This window comes from Streptomyces sp. NPDC020379, from assembly GCF_044387105.1.
Lineage (GTDB): Bacteria > Actinomycetota > Actinomycetes > Streptomycetales > Streptomycetaceae > Streptomyces.
In genome coordinates this window covers 25,608-44,643 of the sequence record NZ_JBIRVR010000031.1, presented here as the reverse complement: position 1 = coordinate 44,643, position 19,036 = coordinate 25,608, and the positions used below count along the sequence as shown (strand labels likewise).

At 69.2% G+C, this 19,036-nt stretch carries 17 protein-coding genes and 2 pseudogenes; 12 read left to right on the top strand and 7 right to left on the bottom strand.

The window, feature by feature from the left end:
- Positions 1-80 precede the first annotated feature (80 nt).
- Both ACH427_RS29650 and ACH427_RS29645 read left to right on the top strand, forming a co-directional pair.
- On the top strand, positions 81-488 hold the full coding sequence (locus ACH427_RS29650; RefSeq protein ID WP_398874399.1) for a VOC family protein: 408 nt from the start codon (positions 81-83) through the stop codon (positions 486-488).
- 31 nt (positions 489-519) lie between these two features.
- The gene (locus ACH427_RS29645) at positions 520-894 is read left to right on the top strand and encodes a nuclear transport factor 2 family protein (protein WP_398874397.1); all 375 of its coding nucleotides are present in this window, start codon (positions 520-522) and stop codon (positions 892-894) included.
- Positions 895-1,187: 293 nt separating this feature from the next.
- On the opposite strand, the gene ACH427_RS29640 is transcribed toward ACH427_RS29645, so the two are convergent.
- Together ACH427_RS29640 and ACH427_RS29635 are read right to left on the bottom strand one after the other, a co-directional pair.
- Positions 1,188-1,577, bottom strand: a complete 390-nt coding sequence (locus ACH427_RS29640) for an MmcQ/YjbR family DNA-binding protein (RefSeq protein WP_398874395.1) — start codon at positions 1,575-1,577, stop codon at positions 1,188-1,190.
- Between the two features lie 123 nt (positions 1,578-1,700).
- Positions 1,701-2,645: an SDR family oxidoreductase gene (locus ACH427_RS29635; RefSeq protein WP_398874393.1), complete on the bottom strand. Its 945-nt coding sequence runs from the start codon at positions 2,643-2,645 to the stop codon at positions 1,701-1,703.
- A gap of 423 nt (positions 2,646-3,068) precedes the next feature.
- Between ACH427_RS29635 and ACH427_RS29630 the strand changes: the two are divergent.
- From ACH427_RS29630 to ACH427_RS29620, 3 genes and pseudogenes are all read left to right on the top strand, one after another.
- Positions 3,069-3,728: pseudogene (locus ACH427_RS29630) on the top strand (VTT domain-containing protein); the annotation flags it as partial.
- A gap of 66 nt (positions 3,729-3,794) precedes the next feature.
- The gene (locus ACH427_RS29625; RefSeq protein ID WP_398874464.1) at positions 3,795-4,265 is read left to right on the top strand and encodes a winged helix-turn-helix domain-containing protein; all 471 of its coding nucleotides are present in this window, start codon (positions 3,795-3,797) and stop codon (positions 4,263-4,265) included.
- 342 nt (positions 4,266-4,607) lie between these two features.
- A complete protein-coding gene (locus ACH427_RS29620) occupies positions 4,608-5,087 on the top strand; it encodes a flavodoxin family protein (RefSeq protein ID WP_398874462.1) in 480 nt (159 codons plus the stop codon).
- Positions 5,088-5,591: 504 nt separating this feature from the next.
- Here the strand turns inward: ACH427_RS29620 and ACH427_RS29615 are convergent.
- Positions 5,592-6,221, bottom strand: coding sequence for a TetR/AcrR family transcriptional regulator (locus ACH427_RS29615; RefSeq protein ID WP_398874390.1), 630 nt, complete (start codon positions 6,219-6,221; stop codon positions 5,592-5,594).
- 104 nt (positions 6,222-6,325) lie between these two features.
- On the opposite strand from ACH427_RS29615, the gene ACH427_RS29610 reads away from it, so the two are divergent.
- A complete protein-coding gene (locus ACH427_RS29610; protein WP_398874388.1) occupies positions 6,326-7,378 on the top strand; it encodes an aldo/keto reductase in 1,053 nt (350 codons plus the stop codon).
- 114 nt (positions 7,379-7,492) lie between these two features.
- Positions 7,493-7,741, top strand: coding sequence for a hypothetical protein (locus tag ACH427_RS29605; RefSeq protein ID WP_398874386.1), 249 nt, complete (start codon positions 7,493-7,495; stop codon positions 7,739-7,741).
- A gap of 1,384 nt (positions 7,742-9,125) precedes the next feature.
- Here ACH427_RS29605 and ACH427_RS29600 read toward each other — a convergent pair.
- Entirely contained in the window at positions 9,126-10,295 is a 1,170-nt protein-coding gene (locus ACH427_RS29600) for a family 2 encapsulin nanocompartment cargo protein terpene cyclase (RefSeq protein WP_398874384.1), read from the bottom strand.
- A 526-nt stretch (positions 10,296-10,821) separates the two neighbouring features.
- On the opposite strand from ACH427_RS29600, the gene ACH427_RS29595 reads away from it, so the two are divergent.
- Together ACH427_RS29595 and ACH427_RS29590 are read left to right on the top strand one after the other, a co-directional pair.
- Complete coding sequence (locus ACH427_RS29595) at positions 10,822-12,252, top strand: family 2B encapsulin nanocompartment shell protein (protein WP_398874382.1); 1,431 nt, start codon at positions 10,822-10,824, stop codon at positions 12,250-12,252.
- Positions 12,253-12,411: 159 nt separating this feature from the next.
- The gene (locus tag ACH427_RS29590) at positions 12,412-13,272 is read left to right on the top strand and encodes a geranyl diphosphate 2-C-methyltransferase (protein ID WP_398874380.1); all 861 of its coding nucleotides are present in this window, start codon (positions 12,412-12,414) and stop codon (positions 13,270-13,272) included.
- A 302-nt stretch (positions 13,273-13,574) separates the two neighbouring features.
- Here ACH427_RS29590 and ACH427_RS29585 read toward each other — a convergent pair whose 3' ends face one another.
- Positions 13,575-13,946 carry a hypothetical protein gene (locus tag ACH427_RS29585; protein WP_398874378.1) on the bottom strand — a complete coding sequence of 124 codons (372 nt, stop codon included), beginning with the start codon at positions 13,944-13,946 and terminating at the stop codon, positions 13,575-13,577.
- 296 nt (positions 13,947-14,242) lie between these two features.
- Here ACH427_RS29585 and ACH427_RS29580 point away from each other — a divergent pair, with 296 nt between their 5' ends.
- The 3 genes and pseudogenes from ACH427_RS29580 to ACH427_RS29570 all read left to right on the top strand — a co-directional run bounded on the left by ACH427_RS29580 (position 14,243) and on the right by ACH427_RS29570 (position 17,440).
- Positions 14,243-14,983 carry a class I SAM-dependent methyltransferase gene (locus ACH427_RS29580; RefSeq protein ID WP_398874376.1) on the top strand — a complete coding sequence of 247 codons (741 nt, stop codon included), beginning with the start codon at positions 14,243-14,245 and terminating at the stop codon, positions 14,981-14,983.
- Between the two features lie 702 nt (positions 14,984-15,685).
- Positions 15,686-16,354 (top strand): annotated as a pseudogene (locus tag ACH427_RS29575) (HEAT repeat domain-containing protein).
- A 6-nt stretch (positions 16,355-16,360) separates the two neighbouring features.
- Complete coding sequence (locus ACH427_RS29570; protein ID WP_398874374.1) at positions 16,361-17,440, top strand: HEAT repeat domain-containing protein; 1,080 nt, start codon at positions 16,361-16,363, stop codon at positions 17,438-17,440.
- 198 nt (positions 17,441-17,638) lie between these two features.
- On the opposite strand, the gene ACH427_RS29565 is transcribed toward ACH427_RS29570, so the two are convergent.
- Both ACH427_RS29565 and ACH427_RS29560 read right to left on the bottom strand, forming a co-directional pair.
- Positions 17,639-17,980 carry a hypothetical protein gene (locus ACH427_RS29565; RefSeq protein ID WP_398874372.1) on the bottom strand — a complete coding sequence of 114 codons (342 nt, stop codon included), beginning with the start codon at positions 17,978-17,980 and terminating at the stop codon, positions 17,639-17,641.
- Positions 17,974-18,729 carry an NDP-sugar synthase gene (locus tag ACH427_RS29560; protein WP_398874369.1) on the bottom strand — a complete coding sequence of 252 codons (756 nt, stop codon included), beginning with the start codon at positions 18,727-18,729 and terminating at the stop codon, positions 17,974-17,976. Before ACH427_RS29560 ends, ACH427_RS29565 begins: the two co-directional genes overlap by 7 nt.
- Positions 18,730-19,036 lie beyond the last annotated feature (307 nt).

The following is a 19,036-nucleotide window of genomic DNA, read 5'->3' as shown; positions in this document are numbered from 1 at the left end:
ACCGCGGGGTTCCCGGCCCATGCCGGCCCTCCTCGTGCTCGCACCCTGGTGAAGGCCGCACCCCCGACCATGGAGGACCCATGCCGTTCGCCCCCTGCCTGAGTGTCAAGGACACCGCGGCCAGCATCACGTTCTACAAGCAGCTCGGCTTCGACGTCGATTCCAGTACCGCCCGCCCGGGCGACGACATCCACATGCTGCTCTACCAGGGCAGATTCTGCGCCATGCTCTACAGCAACGCCGACCTGAAGAACTGGCTGCCCGTCCTGGCCGACACCCCCATCGGCTTCGCCGGCATGTTCTACCTCGGCGTGGACGACTTCGACGGCGCCCACGACCGCATCTCCCAGCACGCCGAGATCGTCAAGGACACCGAAACCGACCACACCGGCCAGCGCATGTTCTACTTCCGCGACCCGGACGGCTACGTCGTCGGCATCAACGACCAAGCCGCCTTCCAGGCCAGCGACCTCGGCAAATACGCCTGACCCGGGCTCCGGACAACGAAAGACAACAGCCATGAACAGCGCCACGTTCGTCCACGAGTGGGCGAACGCCTACAACGACCACGACTTCCACCGATTCGGTGAGCTGTACACCGACGACACCACCTACGAATGCGGGCCCTTCGGACTCGCCTTCACCGGCCGGGACCCCTTCATGCACCACCTGCGGGAGTACGCCGGTGCCGTTCCCGACCGCAAGTTCACCATCCGGCGCATCATCGCCGACGGGGACACCATCGCCATCGAATACGGCTTCGCGGGAACCAGCTCCGGGGCACACCCCGGCCTGCCCCCGGCGGGAGAGCCGGTCACCGCCCGCTTCTGCTCGGTCCTTCAGCTGCGCGAGGGCCGGATCGCCTCACAGACCGACTACCTCGGCGGGCAGTGACCTCCCCCTGGAGGTACAGAAGCGGTTCCGGGGGCCGCCGCCCCCTGCGGCCCCGGTCCTTCCTCACCGCGGTCGCCTGCCGGTATGCCGGCCGTGGCCGGGCGCCTTCCGGCGCGGTCCGGCGGCCCCGTCCGGGGGTTTCGCCCGGGGGCGCGCTCGGCCGCATCCCGGCGGCGACCTGCCCGTTCACCACTCCCGCGCCACGAAGGACAGCACCGAATGAACCCCGGTGATGTCGCGGCGACACAGGCCAGGCATCCTCCGGTCACATGGGTGCTGAGAAAACTCGACGATCACCCGGCCTTTCGGGACCGGGCCGCGGAACTCCGGTGCAGCCGGTCGCGCGTGGCGGATGGCAGCCCGGCCACCACGCACTCCCAGGCGTGAGCGACCATGTCGGTGAGCTCCTCGGCGGGCACCGTGCCGTCGAGGGGGACGGTGATCCAGTGCCAGCGGCGTCCCTCGTACCAGGAGCGGATCCCCTCGTACTGCTCGCGCAGGTGCAGGGCGAGACCGGGTTCGCACTTGAGGGTCACCTGCTCGGAGTGGTCCTTGGTCGCCGCCGCGAGCATGGCGAAGATACTGCCGCCGACTTTGAACACCGGCCGACGAGGGCCGTACGGCTCCTCCTCCACCGCCTCCGGCAACGCGAGCGCGAGCACCGCGACTTCTTCAAGGGGCATGGTTCCGTCCTTCGTACAAGTGGTGGCCGGGGGGGCGGCTCATAGCGGGGGTGTGCGCCGCCGCCCGGAACCCGGGCGGCGGCGCGTAGGAGCGCGTCGTGACAGTGCCGGGCTCCCTTGCGTTCAGCGGTAGTCGTCGGCGTTCGGCGCCTGTCCGGTGCGCATGAATTCCTGGAAGTAGCGGACGGAGTCGGGGGCCGAGCCGTCGGCGTCGGTGAAGCCGTACTCCTTGGCGAGGGTGCCGACGGACAGGGAGTTGCCGTTGTGGCGGGTGACGTCCGGGTCGGTGGCGAGCGCCGTGACGGCACGGGCGGTGAAAGCGGGGGTCTCGGAGATCGCGAACGTGGGGTCCGCCTTGCAGCCCTCGTGCCAATTCTCCTCGGTGATGCGGAACGCGTCGAGCATCGCCTCGGTGCGCATCCAGCCCGGGGCGAGGCCCAGCGCTGTGCAGCCGTACTCCTTCAGTTCCTCGGCCAGTGCCCACGTCATCCGGAAAGGCGCGAACTTGGCGAGGTCGAAGAAGAAGGGGGCTCGGTAGTTGGCACGGTTGAACTCCTCGGTACCGTCCGTGAGTTCCACGGCCAGCCCGCCTGGGCGGCGGATCAGCAGGGGCAGCATGCAGTGACTGGTGACGTAGTACGTCTCGACACCGAGCCGCAGCAAGCGCCGGCCCTGGTCCAGGTCGCATTCCCACATCTTCCTTCCGCGCTCGACGAGGTGCTCCCCGCCCCAGATGGCGTTCACGAGAATGTCCAGCCGCCCCTGCTCCCGGTCGATGCGCTCGGCCAGCGCCCGCACCTGGTCGGCCTCAAGGTGATCGACCACCGCGGCGATCCCCTCGCCGCCGGCAGCGGTCACCAGCTCGGCGGTCTGCTCGACGGTCTCCGCCGGCCGGCCCGTCTCACTGGCCTTACCCCGGCCCGTACGGCCGGTCACGTAGACGGTGGCACCGGCCCGGCCGAGCTCGACGGCAACCGCCCGCGCCCCGCCGCGGCTCGCCCCGGTGACCAGCGCCACCTTCCCGGCCAGCGCCTTCTCCCCACCCTCGGTGCTTCCAGTCCCGTTCATGGCGATAACCCCTTTTCATGCAGAAAAGCTGCACGGAAAGCATGAAGGGGATATAGGACGGTTGGTGTCCTACACCCCCTCTAGTCTTCGCATCGGCGACCGGACGACGAAGGTGCTCCTGATACCGCGGCAGGACGCACGTACTGATGTTTCGGAGGAGGGGAAGCCGCATCCGCGCACTGAGTCTCCCCGCCTCCGCCACCCCCGTGAGGGTGGTTTCGCTCGCCCGCTGTGGACGGTCGCCGACTGGGCTCTGAGCCCGGCCTTCGCCCCGGCCCACACGGAAACAAGCGTAAAGCCCTCCTCGGTCCGCCACGACCGGGGCGGCCAGAGGGGCGAGCGCCAGCAGGACACCCGGGACCGTGCCCGGGCATGCGCGGCCGCGCGTCCTACGCCATCACCGAATGAGGAGAACCTCCAGTCTTGTCCACGCTCGCACTCGGCCTCGGGCCCTCCCCGGACCACCTCATCACGCAGTTCGGTCTGATCGGCATCCTCGTGGTCGTCTTCGCCGAATCCGGGCTCTTCGCCTTCCTGCCCGGCGACTCGCTCCTGTTCACCGCGGGCCTGCTGGTCGCGGACGGTACCCGCATCACCCAGCCCCTGTGGCTGGTGTGCGTCCTGATCGCGGCCGCCGCGATCGCCGGCGACCAGGCCGGCTACACGATCGGCAAGCTCTTCGGGCCGAAGCTCTTCAACCGGCCCGGATCCCGCCTCTTCAAACGCGAGAACCTCGACAGCGCCCACGCGTTCATGGCCAAGCACGGGCCGAAGGCCATCGTGCTCGCCCGCTTCACACCCATCATCCGGACGTTCGCGCCGATGGTCGCGGGCGCCGGCGCGATGACCTACCGCACCTTCCTGACCTGCAACATCATCGGCGGCGCGGCCTGGGGCGCCGGAATCACGACCGCCGGCTACTGGCTCGGCCGGATCGCCTTCGTCAAAGAACACCTCGAAGCCATCCTGGTCGGCCTCGTGTTGCTCTCCGTCGTCCCGGTGGCCATCGAGGCGCTCAGGGCCCGCACGTCATCCAAGGCCGCCGCCCGGGTCCCTGCCCAGGCCGATGACGGCCCACCGGCCCGGCGCGGCCGCCACGCCAAGCGATAGCAACCCGGCCCGGTCGGCAGAGCAGAGAAATCCGCGTCGATCGCCCAGGCGCACGGGTTCGAGGCTGGCCTGTGGACCCTGGAGCGGGTGGGAGTGGTGGTTGAGCAGGTAACGGGGGTGGCGCCGGCGCGGGCGTCGGTGTGGCGGTTGCTGACCGGGCGGCTGGGGTGGAGCCTGCAGCGCCCCAGGTGTCAGGCCGTCGAGCGGGACGACTCGGAGATCGCCCGATGGGTCGCCCAGGAGTGGCCATGCATCAAAAAGGGCGGTGAAGAAACGTGCCTGGACCGTGTTCTTCGACGAATCGGGGGTGCCGCTGCCGCCCCAGGTGCGCCGCACGTACGCGCCTCGCGGCCGCACGCCCACGCTGCGGCACCGGCTGAACGGGAAACGCGCCGGTATGGCCGCCGCGCTGGGCTACCACGCTGCCGGGGCATGCGCGCCTGGGCGGCGGACCAGAACTGGCTCACCCTGGAGCGGCTGCCCGCCTACGCGTCCAGCGTTCGCCGTTGACGGTGCCGCGGCAGGGCAAACGGCGGTGTTCATCGACGTCGGTCCTCGGGGTCCCGCCGGTATCGCTCCAGGATTGATTCCCCATGGGGTTGCCAAACTGGTTGATCACGATCTGGGGCGTTCCCAGGTCACCGTGGCTGCACTCGGAGGCGGGCTGACCTGGCAGGTCCGGCCGTCCCGGATGAGTGCCCGCAAGATGTTCAGGCGGCGCCGGGCCAGGGCGGAGCTGGCGTTGCCGACGACGTCACGCTCTCCGGTGTGGCCGCCGTCACACCCAGGTGGTGTCACATGTGACGCCGCTGCGGTGTCCTCATGACGGAAGCGAGAGAAGGGACAGTGAAGATGAAGGCCGTCATCGTGTGCGTCTCCGTGTCGCACGGCAATACGCGTCGTGTCGCCGACAGCATGGCCCAGGTACTGGGCGCGAAGGTGGTCTCCCCCGAGGAGGCCGACTTGGCGGAGCTGTCCCGTGCCGGGCTCGTGGGATTCGGCTCGGGCGTCTTCCACCACAGGCTCCACCCCCGCCTGACCGACTTCGTCAGGGCACTTCCCGCCGGACAGGGCCGGGCGTTCGTGTTCGCCACCAGCGGGCTCCCCGAGATACCGCCAGCGCCTTTCACCCGCCCCATGATCCGGCTCCTTGAAGGCAAGGGCTTCGAGGTGGACGGCAGCTTCTCGTGCCGGGCGTTCGACACCTGGGCGCCCTTCAAGCTCGTCGGCGGTATCAACAGGCAGCGGCCGAACGCCGGAGACCTGGCCGCCGCCCGGGCGTTCGCCCAGCGGCTGCGAGACGGCCGAAAGTCCGCGTCAGCAGCTGCCTGACACCCGCCTCGCCAACACGGCGCAAAATACGCCCAGTTCGCGCACCCGGCAGGGTTCCCGGTCCGGCCGGCGCGGCGGCGAACGCGGGCGCCGAAGGGACAAGACCAGCGGCTCCCGCACGGCGGCCGACGCCTTCGGAACGGCTACCGGCAGACGCCGTCCTCCAGGCCGTGCGCGTCCTCACCGCTGTGGGCTCACTGGTCCGCCATGGCCTGGGCCGGTACGACGATCGGGAGTTTCCCCGGCCGCAGGGCCGGACAGCCCATGACCCCGGAAGCCATGGCACCCCGGCTCCGCCGACTGGGCTTCCCGACCCGGCCAGGACGCACAGCGGCGATCCGCCAACTCGTGCCCCAAGCCCCGGCCTCAGTGATCGCCGGGATGCTCGGCTACAACGACGACCACACCACCCGTCTCGCCGAAGAGGCAGGAGAACCTGCAAACGCTATGCGCCCGGAGATCACGCAAGGTGACCCGCGCTCGGCAACGGATGCGGGAAGCCGGTCACGCACGACCTTCGTCGCCCCGCAGGTACGCTCCCGCACACGCTGCGGCCGCGGCGGCCTCGGCGGCCCGGTCCGCGGCGGCTTCGTCGAGGCGGTCGCTGCTGGTCAGCAGGCGGTAATAGAGGGGGGCGGAGACGGCACGGATGACCTCGTGGACATCGGTGCCCTCAGGCACCTCGCCCCGGTCGATGGCTTGCTGGACGCAGGGCGCCCACTCCTTGACGCGGATGTCGTAGAAGCGGTGCAGGGCCTCGGCTGTCTTCGCCTCACAGGTGGCGGCGGCGACCACCGCCTTGAACAGCGCTCCTTGCCGCGGGTCGGCCAACGTGCGCTGCACGAGCCGGGCGTTGGCCTTGAGGTCACCGAGCAGCGAGCCGGTCTCGGTACGCGGCAGTGACTGTTCGGCCATGTCCAGCAGCAAATCGGCAACCAGGCTGGTCACCGTTCCCCAGCGACGGTAGACGGTGGTCTTGCCCACCTCGGCCCGGCGCGCGATGTCAGCGAGGTCCAGACGGGCAAAGCCATGCTCCGCCAAGGCGTCCCCAGCCGCTCGCAGCACCGACGCACGCACCCGCGCCGTGCGCCCTCCAGGACGGACGGTCCCCGGATCCGCACCCTCAAACCCCATAACGGGACTCCAGTTTCGTTAATCGCTTACATCTGCTACGTTGACGCACACACTAACGGAACCACAAGCCCATTAGCCAGGTGGGCGACACGAGAGGAACAGCCATGGAATACAGGCGGCTGGGCACATCCGGCCTCAAGGTCCCCGCACTGAGCTTCGGCGCCGGCACCTTCGGCGGCCAAGGACCACTGTTCGGTGCCTGGGGCAACACCGACGCGCACGAAGCACGCCGACTCGTGGACATCTGCCTCGACGCGGGGATCACGATGTTCGACACCGCCGACGTCTATTCCAGCGGCGCCTCCGAGGAGGTACTGGGCGAAGCGATCAAAGGCCGCAGGGACCAGGTGATCGTGTCCACCAAGACCAGCCTGCCAATGGGCGACGGCCCAGGCGATGCGGGCTCCTCCCGTTCGCGCCTGATCACCGCATGCGAGGACGCCCTGCGCCGGCTCGGCACCGACTACATCGATCTGTTCCAGCTACACGCCTTTGACGCCGGCACGCCGATCGAGGAAGTCCTGTCCACACTCGACGATCTCGTACGAGCAGGGAAGGTCCGCTACCTCGGCATCTCCAACTTCTCCGGCTGGCAGGCGATGAAGTCCCTCTCGATCGCGGAGAGATACGGCCACCCGCGCTATATCGCCCATCAGGTCTACTACTCCCTCATCGGCCGCGACTACGAATGGGAGCTGATGCCCCTCGGGCTCGATCAGGGCCTCGGAGCGCTCGTCTGGAGCCCGCTCGGCTGGGGACGGCTCACCGGCAAAGTCCGCCGCGGCCAGCCGCTACCGGCCAACAGCCGACTGCACCACACCGCGGACTACGGCCCGCCGGTCGAGGACGAACACCTCTACCGCGTGGTCGACGCCCTCGACGAGATCGCACAGGAAACCGGAAAGAGCATTCCGCAGATCGCCATCAACTGGCTGCTGCAGCGACCGACCGTCTCCTCCGTCATCATCGGCGCCCGCGACGAGGGCCAGCTTCGCCAGAACCTCGGTGCCATCGGCTGGACGCTCACGCCCGACCAGATAGCGAAGCTCGATGCGGCGAGCGGCAAGACAGCGCCCTACCCGTACTTCCCTTACCAGCGTCAGGAAGGCTTCGCTCGCCTCAACCCACCAGTTATCGCGCCTTCGCCTGCCGCATGACATCGGCGTCAAGTAACTGGAGCGTATGACCGCGACATCCCAGACCCGGACTGGGAAATGTCGCCTCACCCCATGCCTGCCCGGGGCCTGGCCAGCCGCGGTGACAGCCTTCCCTTGTCCGCCAACTTGTCGGCACGACCGCAGACGGTCACCACGGACCTCACGCGCAGAGGAATACGCGACAGCCAAATACGCGAGGTCACCAGTGTCACGCCCCCGCTTCTCCTCGCAGCGCGGGCAGTCCTGCCCGGAGTCGAGCAGCACGCGGTCGTCGCACCGGACGTCGCCGCACCGCTGCCGCTGGGGCAGGGCCAGGCCGATCAGGCAGCCCACGGGGTCCTTGACCGGCCCGGCCAGCCGTAGTTGGTCGGCCAGGCGCCGGGTGAGGCGGTCGGCGAGGACGCGCGGGGCGTCCGTACGGCCGACGAGGCCGACCACCCGGGCCGGCTCGCTACGGGCTGCGGCCTCCACCAGCTTCCGGGCGGCCGGACGCTCCGGGCGCGCTCACACCAGGTCGACCGGAGCGAGGACGGCCCGCAGGTCTTCCGGTGGCAGAGGCATCCTCCCCCGCTGCCGCCTGCCCCGACCTCCGCCGTCCACGACCCGCACCGGAGCCCCGGCCACCGGCTCGCGGCCGCCCTTCACGCCTTCGACAACCGGGGACTTCTCCTGCTGTTCCCCGCGCAGTGGGCCGCCGTCCTCGCGTACACACACGCGGTCCGGCAGACCACCGTCCCCACCTTTGCTGGCCCTTGGCGTACGGGGCACGTGAGGGTTCAGCGGTCGTTGAGGCCGAGCGTCTCCCAGGCGCCGCTCCCCCTGCCAGGAGGGGGCATCCTCAAGGCGCACCGGCGGGCGTGCCGGGGTTCCGCTGTGAAGGATCTTGCAGCGAGGGATGGCCCGGGCGCGCACGCCGTACATGCTTCGGCGATGACCCACACTCTGCCGAGCAGATCGGGGATGAGGACAGATCGGGGATGAGGAGCAGAGCCGTCGTCGTCGAACAGCTCACCGGTGTGCGGGCATGACCGGGTTTGTGCCGGGTACATCTTCGCTCCGGCAGCGGCAGCCGGTTCCGGGGGCGACCTCGATACGGCCCACGTGCTCGCGCACATGGCGAAGGGCAGCGGTCCGGGCCAGCACCGGGTCGCGGTAGCGCACGCCGTCGGGCGGACACGTCGGGTCGGCGCAGTCCACCACGCACACCCCGGCAGCAGGGCGCCCGTAAGGGACGAGCCGTACCGTCCAACGCCGACCAGGCCGCACCCGCACATCCCTTTGCTCACGTACGAAGGCCACCGCTCCGCTTTCAGTGCGGCCGTACCCCAGTGACCTCGACAACGACCCGGGCGAGACAACAAGCACGCACGTTCATGCAAAGGGGGTACAGCAGACGGAACAGGCCCCTGCTCCGAGGAGAGTGAGTCCGAGAGGGAGGAGGAGTGTCCACCTCATCGCGGAGACGAATCCCTTGTTGAACACGTCAGTGCTCAGCTGCTGGAGGTGCCCGCTCATGCCCCCGATGCGCCGGCGGTCTTCGGCGCCCGGGTGAAGGCTCCGCCCTCCGCCGCGCGGGAGAAGCTGTCGACGAATCCGCGGCGGTAGGCAAGCAAGGGGGAGGTCTTTGCCACGGTGAACGGAACACTCATACACTCCGCCCCCTTGCGCCTTGGAGCAGTCCCGCAGCAGGAGCCGGCACAGGTGCGCCCCGGGCGGCAGACCTGACACGCCGCCGCAATCACGAGCCTCAGGGAGAGGTCGCATAGCGGGTGCCGACGTTTCCGGCGTGCCATTCGTGGTTGCCGGTCATCCAGTTCGACAGCCCGGCCATGAAGCGGGCGACGAGCGGATTCGTGGCGGCGAGGGCGGCGGCCTGTTCCTCGAAGAGGTGGACGATCTCGTTGTGGACCTCGATCGCCTTCTGGAAGGCGTCGTTGATGGAGCATTCCTCCTCGGCCGCGATCACGGTGGGCAGGCTGTAGTGGAAGCGCTCGCCGGCCTGCTCCTTGCGCAGCGAGTAGAGGTCGTTGCAAATGGTCGAGGCGTTGGAGGCCAGGGCGACGGCACGCTGCACCGCGGGCTCCGCGAAGACATGAGCGGGCAGCTCGTAGCCACCGACGGAGTCGGTGAGGGTCAGGCAAGGTCGGAAGTTGTTGAACTGCCGCTGCACCAGGTATTCCCACACCGGAGGGGTGCGGTGGCGGCTGATGCAGTCACCCTCGGCGTTGTACCCGAGGTAGAGGTTGGCGATGTCGTGCCGGAAGCGATGCGCCTGCGCCGGTGTGGCCAGCGCGTAGAAGTAGTCCATGGCCGACCGCATGGAGCGCAGGGCCGGGTGGGAACCGATCCCTGTGCGCCAGTCGGCCTCGTAGCGCGGGGTGTTGTGCGAGGGGTCGATCGCGGACTGGGCAACGGCCAGTGCCGCGCCGCGGCGGTCCGCGCTGCCGCCGTACTCCGCTTCGCAGAAGTAGTCGTCGACGGCGTTCTCGCCGATCAGGAGACGGGCGGCGACCATGAGGTGGTCGATGTCGGGGGCATCCGGGTGGCACAGGACCACCGACCGCCCCGCGTCAAAGGCGAGGAGCGCCTCTCGGAGATCGGTTTCCGGGTAGAGGCCCACTTCCTTCTCGGCCCACTCGACGAGCCGGCCGTTGACCTCATCGGCCAGCCCGCGGTCGTCCCGTACGGCCGGCGGGCAGTAGAGACCTTCGATCCGTTGCGACGACGGCTGCGACTCCGCCGGTGAGGTGGGGGCGTCCGGCAGCGCCTCCGTGGCCGCGGCCGGCTCCAGGCTCGCCGCGAGGCGCAGGGAGTTCGTTCCGATACCGGTAGGCCCGGACAGCAGTTTGGCCAGGAGTTGGGAAGAGCCGACAGCGGCCTCGGACTCATCGGCCGCGTTGGGCGTTGGCAAGGGCATCCACAACTCCGTTCACAAGCACTTGACTTGGCTTTTTCGTCGCCGAAGGGATAGCACGAGGCGCGGAGCGGCAACAAGGGGTCTCCCTCTCCCCCAGGGGCCTGACGTGCACCTCTGACGCGTGCCCAACAATGTTGCTCACTCGTCCGAGTGAGGCGGTCGCGTCTGTCCGCTCATGGATGCCCTGGCGTTGACCGGCGGTCCGATGCGGCCAGACAGCAGGTGGCTCAATGACGCCCTTCACAGCCTGGGCCCGTTCGACCATCCGGACGACACGGGACATCAGTTCGTGCAGATCAGGTCATCCTCGGCAGCAGTGAATTCCGCTCCCGCAAGGCGCAGTTGCCCGTCAAGAGCGGCTTCCGCGCGGCATCCGGTGGCGCAAACTCACAGTGCACGTTTCGCCACTCTCGACCAACATCCTTTCCCGCTGCTTCACTTGCGGCGCGCATCTGCGGAAGCAGGCCCGGCCCACCGCAGGAGCCGCGCGCGCCCTGCGCCCCCACCACTGTCGGAAGGGACCGGAATGACGAGTGCAGTGACGCCGGATCAATCGGAACAGCGCGAAGGGGCCCAAGCGAGCGCGCAGTTGAGCCTCGGTGTCGACGCCGCCCGGAATCTGGCGACCACCACCAAGACCGTTCCGCAGATGCAGAACATCAGCTCGCGCTGGCTGCTGCGGATGCTGCCCTGGGTGGAGGTCAGCGGCGGTACGTACCGGGTCAACCGGCGTCTGGCCTACGCGGTCGGCGACGGGCGGGTGACCTTCGTCCAGGAAGGGGCGGACGTCAGGGTCGTACCGGCGGAGCTGGGCGAACTGCCGCTGCTGCGCGGGTTCGACGATCCGGAGGTGCTGCGGTCCCTGGCCGGGCAGTTCGAGCAGCGCGAGTACGAGCCGGGCGAGGTCCTGGCGCAGGCCGGGCAGCCGGCGGACCGGGTGGTCCTGATCGCGCACGGCAAGGTGGAGAAGACCGGCGCCGGGAAGTACGAGGCCGATTCGCGGCTGGGGGTGCTCGCCGACGGCGGGTTCTTCGGTGGGCAAGCGGTGTCGGACGAGCCCGGTGCGTGGGAGTTCACGGCGCGGGCGCTGACGGCGTGCACGGTGCTGGTGCTGCCCCGGCGGGCGTACGAGGAGGTGGCCGGGCGGAGCGAGCCGCTGCGTGAGCACGTACGGCGCCGCCAGGCCGAACGGGCACGCCCGCAGAACAAGCGCGGCGAAGCCGATATCGCGCTGGCCGCCGGCCATGCCGGGGAGCCGGTCCTGCCTGGCACGTTCGCCGACTACGAACTCGCTCCGCGTGAATACGAGTTGAGTGTGGCCCAGACGGTCCTGAGGGTGCACACACGGGTCGCCGACCTCTACAACGACCCGATGAACCAGCTGGAGCAGCAGCTGCGGCTGACGATCGAGGCGCTGCGCGAGCGTCAGGAGTACGAGCTGGTCAACAACCGCGCTTTCGGGCTGCTGCACAATGCCGACCACGGACAGCGGATCTCCACCCACTCCGGTCCGCCCACTCCGGACGACTTCGACGAGCTGCTGAGCATGCGCCGCCAGACCAAGGCGTTCTTCGCGCACCCCAAGGCGATCGCCGCCCTCGGCCGCGAGTGCAACAAGCGCGGCGTCTACTTCGGCGACGCCGACGTCAACGGGCACCGCGTCCCCGCCTGGCGCGGTGTGCCGATCCTCCCCCTTGGCAAGCTGCCGGTCTCCGCGCAAGGCACCACCTCGGTCCTGGCGATGCGCACCGGCGAGGAAGCCTCGGGTGTGGTCGGGCTGCGGCAGACCGGGCTGCCGGAGGAGCGCGAGCCCGGCCTGAACGTACGGTTCATGGGCATCAACGACCAGGCCCTCATCTCCTACCTGGTCAGCACGTACTACTCGGCCGCGGTCCTGGTGCCCGACGCGCTCGGCGTGCTGGAGAACGTCGAGGTCGGCCGCCCCTCCGGCGCCTGAGTCCCACCCGCCACGGGTCGCGCCGGAGGAGAGGCTGCGCTCCGGCCCCATGCGGCCGCTCTCCGCCCCGTCACCACGTCAGTGCCTGCCGCGCAGCGCACTGCACCCGCACCACCTGAACGTCCTGCAGTCAACGGCACGTTGTAAGGAGTCTCCACCATGACCACCACCCCGGAAGCCCCCGCCTCCGTCCTGCGTACGGCGTACCAGCAGGCTGTCGCCGACTACTGGAACAACGAGAAGGATCCGGTGAACCTGCGGCTGGGCGAGGTCGACGACCTCTACCACCACCACTACGGGCTGGGCGACTACGACCCCTCCGTGCTGGAAGGCCCGGAGGAGACCCGGGACGCGCGCATCATCGAGGAGCTCCACCGCCTGGAGTCGGCCCAGGCCGACGTCCTCCTGGACCACCTCGGTCCCGTCACCCCCGAGCAGCGGCTGCTCGACGCGGGCTGCGGCCGCGGCGGCACCAGCATCATGGCCAACGCCCGCTTCGGCTGCCGGGTCGACGGCGTCTCGATCTCCGAGACGCAGGTCGACTTCGCCAACGCGGAGGCCCGCAGGCGCGGCGTGGACGACAAGGTGCGCTACCACTTCCGCAACATGCTGGACACCGGCTTCCCGACCGGGGACTTCCAGGGCATCTGGAACAACGAGTCCACCATGTATGTGGACCTCAACGAGCTTTTCGCCGAGCACGCCCGGCAGCTCGCGCGCGGCGGTCGCTACGTCGTCATCACCGGCTGCTCCAACGACGTGACGGGCGGCCGCTCCAAGGCGGTCAGCGCCATCGACGAGCACTACACGTGCAACATCCACCCACGCAGTGCGTACTTCAAGGCCATGGTCGCGAACGGCCTCGTGCCGATGCACGTCGTGGACCTCACGCCCACAGCGATCCCGTACTGGGAGCTCCGGGCCAAGTCGTCGGTGGCCACGGGGGTCGAGGACCCCTTCCTCACGGCCTACCGCGAAGGCAGCTTCCACTACCTGCTCATCGCCGCCGACCGCATCTGAACCGGCTCAAGAACGCAACGCTCCGTCTGTACCAGGGCCGCGGATGAGATGTGCGGTGCCGTGGCGATGAGAGCGAAGACCCGGTCGATCCGTTCGGCCGGGTCCGCGCGTATGCCGGCGCCTGCGGCGGATGAGGTCGGGGAGCCTGCTGTGCCGCCGGCGGCCGGTTTGAGCGCCACCGAAGAAGGCACGAGCGGGGTGGAGATGTACCGGCACCAGGAGACTTGGCGATACAACACCTGTGTCGTCACCAGGCCGTGACGCTTCGGAGAATTCCCTGTTCTCGCTGACCGGGTGCGGGATTACCGGACGGCGCAGTCGGCGAAATTCGGGGTTCCGCCTTCTTGGATGTAACAGGGTGTGGTGCCGTGGAAGTAGGAGCCGTTGTGCTTGCCCTGGTATTCGACCTTGACGTAGGTGCCTTTCTTCCACCACCAGTTGTTGATGCGCGTCCAGGGGTTCGGGGTGTTACGCCAGTCGGTGCTGACCCAGGCGCCGTACTGGTTGGTGCCGTGCACGTTGATGGCGTCGGACTGACCGGTATGGACGGTGACCTGCAGGCAGCACCCCTTCAACGACGGGGCCGCGGTGGCTGCTTGCGGGGCCGCGAGCCCCGCGGTGCTCAGACCCACGATGGCCAGGCCGAGAAGCGTGCCTTTGACGATGCGAGACATGGTGCCCCTTTCATTGAAGAGGTCCTCGCCGGCCTGCGCTGGCGCAGGCCGCCATGCAGCGCTTCCCAGCGTCTCCGCCGCGGCAGCTCGGCGCAATCCTTTTCAGCGACGGCTGAACCCCCTTGCGTACCGCCGCTCCCGTACAGGAGCCGGGGCGATGCCCGCATCTTTGTGGCTTCCGCCAGTACGCCGGTCTGCCGGAATGTCGGGAGACTGCCTGCCAGAGGCTCCGGCGCGCCCCCGGATCCGGGCTCCGAGGCCAAAGCCATGACGAAAGCGCACGGGAGGACAGCGCGATGAGCGTGCGGCAGTATGACGCGATCGGTGAGGCGTTCGAGGGCTTCAAGTCCCTTCCGCTGGCCCAGTACGGGGAGGTGCCTAGCTTCCTGGCCATGGTCGGGGACGTGCGCGGCAAGTCGGTCCTCGACCTGGCCTCCGGCACCGGCTTCTACAGCAGGGAGTTCAAGCGGCGTGGTGCCGCGGAGGTTCTCGGCATCGACATCTCCGGTGGAATGGTCGCCGCGGCAAGGGCGTTCGAGGAGCGTGAACCGCTGGGTGTGCGCTACGAGGTGGGCGATGTGTCCGCAATGCGGCCCCTTGAGCGGCCCTTCGACATCGCCACGGGGGTTCAGCTGCTCAACTACGCCGAGGACATCGCCGCCATGGAGCGGATGTGCCGCAACGTGCACCGGAGCCTGAAGCCCGGCGCCGAGTTCTTCGTGCTCGCCCAGACACCGGACTTCCGTTTCGACGGGCCGTCCTTGGCCAAGTACGGCTTTCTCTGCGAGCCGACCGGCGAGGAGATCGAGACCGGACCGCAGGTGCGGATCACCGCGCTGCTCGACCCACCGATCTCCTTCGTCGGCGCCTGTCCGCGCCGTGAGGTCTACGAACAGTGCCTGCGGGCAGCCGGATTCAAGGAGGTGGCCTGGGTCCCGCTGGAGGTGTCCGACGCCGGCGTGCGCGAGTTCGGCGCGGACTTCTGGGCGGACCTCCTGGCCAATCCCCCACTGGAGATGCTGCGCTGCCGAGCCTGACGGGCGACCGAAGACGGCCAGGACCAGGCACCGGATCCCGGCTTCGCACGGGCGGCGGTGCGGCAGGTGACCGCCGCGTGGTGGCGGATCGAAGCATGGCCGCGCGCGTCGTGGACATGGCACGATGTCTCCCCGCGGTCGTCGCGTGGTCGCTGACGTGCGACTCGGATCGCAATCGAGACCCCGGTGCTGCTCCACGCAGGACAGGCCCGCGGCTGCTTGGACGCTGCCGCGCCTTCCGACCAGCTCGCGGCATGGCGTCGCCGCTCTGCGTGGCGGTACGGTGCTGTGCTCCGGTCGGCACCATCCCGTAGGCCCCGGTCAGCGAGATCGTCGGCGTCGGCACCCTGCCGAGCGCACGACGGCGCGGTCTCGCCCTCGTAGTCACCGCAGCGCCGGTGACGGCCGCCCGGAAACGCCAGAGCGCGGAGACCGGCTTCCTCTCGGCAGGCGACGACGACGTGGCTCGCGGCGACAGCCGGACAGGCTGCCGTCCTGTCGCCACCGCACCGATCGTCGAACCGGCCCACCACACCTGACACCGGTGCCGGAGGCCATGAAGCCGGAACGGCACGGATGCCGCAGGCAAGGCGGATGACGTCGCCGTCTGCGTCGACGGCGATGTCCGGGGCGACGTGCCGTGACCCCGCTTGACCTTGACACAGTGACAAGGCATTCACTGCGGCCAAGGAGGTGGTCGCGATGACCATGCCGAAGCAGCGCGCGGGCACAATGCCCGCTCTTCAGCGCCTGGAGAACGGCAGCCCCTCGGTGCGGCTGCAGGCAGCGCTGGCGGTCGGTACGGCCCCTGACCCACGGTTCATCGACAAGCTCATCGAACGATGCGCGATCTAGCCCGAGTTCTACGTTCGGGAAATGCTCACGTGGGCGCTCACCCGACACCCGTCATCCATAGCCGTCCCCAAACTCATCGATGTACTCCGCTCGGAGCGTGCGCAGGCGCGAAGCCAGGCGTTGCACACGCTGTCGAAGATCGGGGATCGGCGAGCGTGGCCGGCAATCACCCGGTCCCTTCTGACCGACGCCGACGACGAGGTGGCGCGGAGCGCTTGGCGGGCAGCGGTCGTGCTCGTGCCCGACGGTGGAGGGCCCGAATTGGCCCGCGTGTTGGCGGGACAGCTCGGGCGCGGCGAGCGTGAGACGCATGTGAGCCTCAGCCGGGCGCTGATCGCGCTCGGTGAGGCGATCATGCCGACGCTGCGTGCGGCGATGACGGATTCCGACCCGTGCGTGCGCCGGCACGCGATCGCTACGGAGAGACTGTTACACAACCCGGATGCCGGCTTCGAGTTCGCGATCGAGGAGGCGAAGCGGATCATGGCTCTCGATACGACCGGCCAGGAGGGGTGAAAACCAGTGTTGATCGGTGAGGTGGCACGACGGTCCGGGGTCAGCGCCCGCATGCTCAGGCATTACGACTCGCTCGGCCTGGTACGGCCGACGGGCCGTACCGAGGGCGGCTATCGCCAATACTCCACCGAGGACATCCGGCGGATCTTCCATGTCGAGAGCCTGCGGTCAATGGGACTGTCGCTGCGTGAAGTCGGGTCCGCGCTGAATGATCCCGGCTTCACGCCGTCGGAGCTCGTCGACGACCTCATCCGCCAGACGCGGGAACGCATTGCGAGTGAGACTGCGCTGCTCACACGGCTTTGTCGGATCGGCGCCGTGGAGCCCGCCGACTGGGAGGACGCCCTCCATATCATTACGCTCCTCCAGGCATTGGGGGCGGACAGCGCCGACAGGCGCCAGCGCGCGGCACTGTCTTCAGTCGAAAGGACTCCGGTGCCTGTGGAAGCCCTGGTAGAGGCAGCGCTGAGCGAGACGGACCCGAACGTCGCCGGAGCTATTCGATGGGCTCTGGCACAATCGGGCGACGGCGGATTGGCACTGCTGGCCCAGGGCCTTGGTTCACCGGTGGCCGAGGTGCGGAAACGTGCCGTTCAGACCATCGCCGAGATTCCGGACGGTGAAGCGACCGCATTGCTGCGGGACGCCGTCACGCACCCCGACCATGCGGTCCGCAAGGGTGCGGCCCTGGCACTCGGGGCAGGTGGAGTAGCCGACGGGATACCGACCCTGATTGACATGATCGTCGAGGAGACGAACGACGTTGCCGCGGCCGATGCCCTGAGCGCGCTGGCGAACGATCCCGTGCTGGCGGTTCAGATCGCCGCCAAGCTCGTCGAATGCCTTGCCCACGGCACCGTCGAATCGTCCGCGCGTCGACGGCTGACACAGGCGCTCGCGGATATCCCGGGAATCACGGCGTCGCGCGCTCTCGCAGCTCTGTCCCATGACGAAGACCGTGCCGTTGCGCTTACGGCGACATACGTTCTCACGCTACGCGATACACGATCCGATGCCGCCGTCCGAGGACGGGACGATCGTGCGGCCGCGGGCCTGGCTGATCAGGTGCTTGCCTGCGATGGGTAACTGATGGGAGCGGCCACGGATTTCGGGTCCTGGGCCGAGCGGCGAATTGCCGGTGGGCCACTCCGTCAAAACGCCTCCGCCTCGATCGACTCGATGAGTCGGTAGCACCCCTCCAGCACGGAACCTGACCGCATGACTCCCCCTCGGGTCGGACACCGGGATGACGGGCGGTGCTGCCCCGCACATACCGGCAGTCGGTCAGCCGGGCGGGAGGTGGAGCAGTTCACGGACACGGCCGATCAAGGTGAGGAATCCCAGGGCGACAACGAGGCCGTCGGGCCCGACGAGTTCGGTGGCGTGGCGGGCGGCGTCAGCGGTCTCCTCCCGTACGTACAGTTCTCGACGTGCCGACAGGATGGCGCGCATGTCGGCCGGGGCGGCTTCGTGGGGGTGACCGACCCGGGTCAGCACTATCGGCCAATCGGGTGGCAGCGGCCCGAGCATGGTTGCCACGTTCCTGTACCGGAGGGTGCCGAAGACGAGGGCGGTGCGCTCAGCGGCGCGGGACTGCTTCAGGATCTCCGGGGCCACGGTCACCACGCCTTGGTTGTTGTGGGCAACATCGAGCAGCAGGCGGCCGGTCCAGGGGCCGAGGCGGGCTGGTGCCAGCAGTTCGAGGCGACCGGGCCAGTGGGTCGCGGCAAGGCCACGTCCGCCGGAGTGTTCACCGCCTGCCAGGGCGCGTCGACCGCGTAACCCGCCAGCTGGCGGGCGCCAACCAGACGGGGCAGTGTGCTGTCGGCGTGGTCTCCCTCCGCGGGGAGGAGGGAGAGGACCTGCCAGGCGAACAGATACACACCGGCGTTCACCCGGCCCGGCCCCGGGACGGTCGGGGCGAGGTCCGTCACCCGGCCCAGCTCGTCATAGGCCACCGCCCTGCCGGGCAGGCCACGACCGGCGAGCGCCACGGTCGCGGCGATACCACCGCCCAGGTGATGGGCGCGCATGCCGCACAGGCAGAAGCACGTCCAGATGTCCCCGTAGACGGCGAACCACGGCTCACCCGGATATGGCAGGGCACGCGCGGCCCGGCGAAGCCCACCGCCACGCCCCAACGGGCGCTTCTCGACCACCGCTTCGGTCCGTGGCGGCGATGGACGGGAGTCGAGATACGAGACGATCACCTCGGCCAGCTGCCCCGCCGACACGACGACGTGCGCGACTCCGCAACCGGCGAGCCAGTCGAGTTGGTGCCGCAGGATCGGCACCCCGTGGACCTCCACCATCGCCTTCGGCCGCTCATGGGTCAGCGGCAGGAGCCGGCTGCCCCTGCCTCCCGCCAGGATCACCGCCTGTCGGCCGGCCAGAGGGCCGCCTCGCCCGCAGAAGAGAGGGGACGTCTCCGCTGTAGCGGGCCCTCCGGGCCTGTGCGCGCACACGCGAGCGGCGGACGACGGGCCGGATCTGAACATGCCTGGGTAGTACCCCGGTCCCGCCGGGGCGAAAGCAGACGTAAACCGGCCTGCGCGCGCCCTGTCCACCGGGCCGCGGTCCGGCGCGGTCGCTACCGGCGCGGAAGAGGACCGGACCGGCTTCCCGCCGTGGAGACAGCGGCCCCACACCGGCCCTGACGGCTACGCCGTCGAACTCGTGGCG

Excerpts from the sequence above, each read along its gene's own strand:
- ACH427_RS29600 (WP_398874384.1), bottom strand. The coding sequence starts at position 10,295 with ATGCCCTTGCCAACGCCCAACGCGGCCGATGAGTCCGAGGCCGCTGTC.
- ACH427_RS29580 (WP_398874376.1), top strand. The coding sequence starts at position 14,243 with ATGAGCGTGCGGCAGTATGACGCGATCGGTGAGGCGTTCGAGGGCTTC.
- ACH427_RS29640 (WP_398874395.1), bottom strand. The coding sequence starts at position 1,577 with ATGCCCCTTGAAGAAGTCGCGGTGCTCGCGCTCGCGTTGCCGGAGGCG.
- ACH427_RS29590 (WP_398874380.1), top strand. The coding sequence starts at position 12,412 with ATGACCACCACCCCGGAAGCCCCCGCCTCCGTCCTGCGTACGGCGTAC.
- ACH427_RS29585 (WP_398874378.1), bottom strand. The coding sequence starts at position 13,946 with ATGTCTCGCATCGTCAAAGGCACGCTTCTCGGCCTGGCCATCGTGGGT.
- ACH427_RS29615 (WP_398874390.1), bottom strand. The coding sequence starts at position 6,221 with ATGGGGTTTGAGGGTGCGGATCCGGGGACCGTCCGTCCTGGAGGGCGC.
- ACH427_RS29645 (WP_398874397.1), top strand. The coding sequence starts at position 520 with ATGAACAGCGCCACGTTCGTCCACGAGTGGGCGAACGCCTACAACGAC.
- ACH427_RS29635 (WP_398874393.1), bottom strand. The coding sequence starts at position 2,645 with ATGAACGGGACTGGAAGCACCGAGGGTGGGGAGAAGGCGCTGGCCGGG.
- ACH427_RS29610 (WP_398874388.1), top strand. The coding sequence starts at position 6,326 with ATGGAATACAGGCGGCTGGGCACATCCGGCCTCAAGGTCCCCGCACTG.
- ACH427_RS29650 (WP_398874399.1), top strand. The coding sequence starts at position 81 with ATGCCGTTCGCCCCCTGCCTGAGTGTCAAGGACACCGCGGCCAGCATC.
- ACH427_RS29595 (WP_398874382.1), top strand. The coding sequence starts at position 10,822 with ATGACGAGTGCAGTGACGCCGGATCAATCGGAACAGCGCGAAGGGGCC.
- ACH427_RS29620 (WP_398874462.1), top strand. The coding sequence starts at position 4,608 with ATGAAGGCCGTCATCGTGTGCGTCTCCGTGTCGCACGGCAATACGCGT.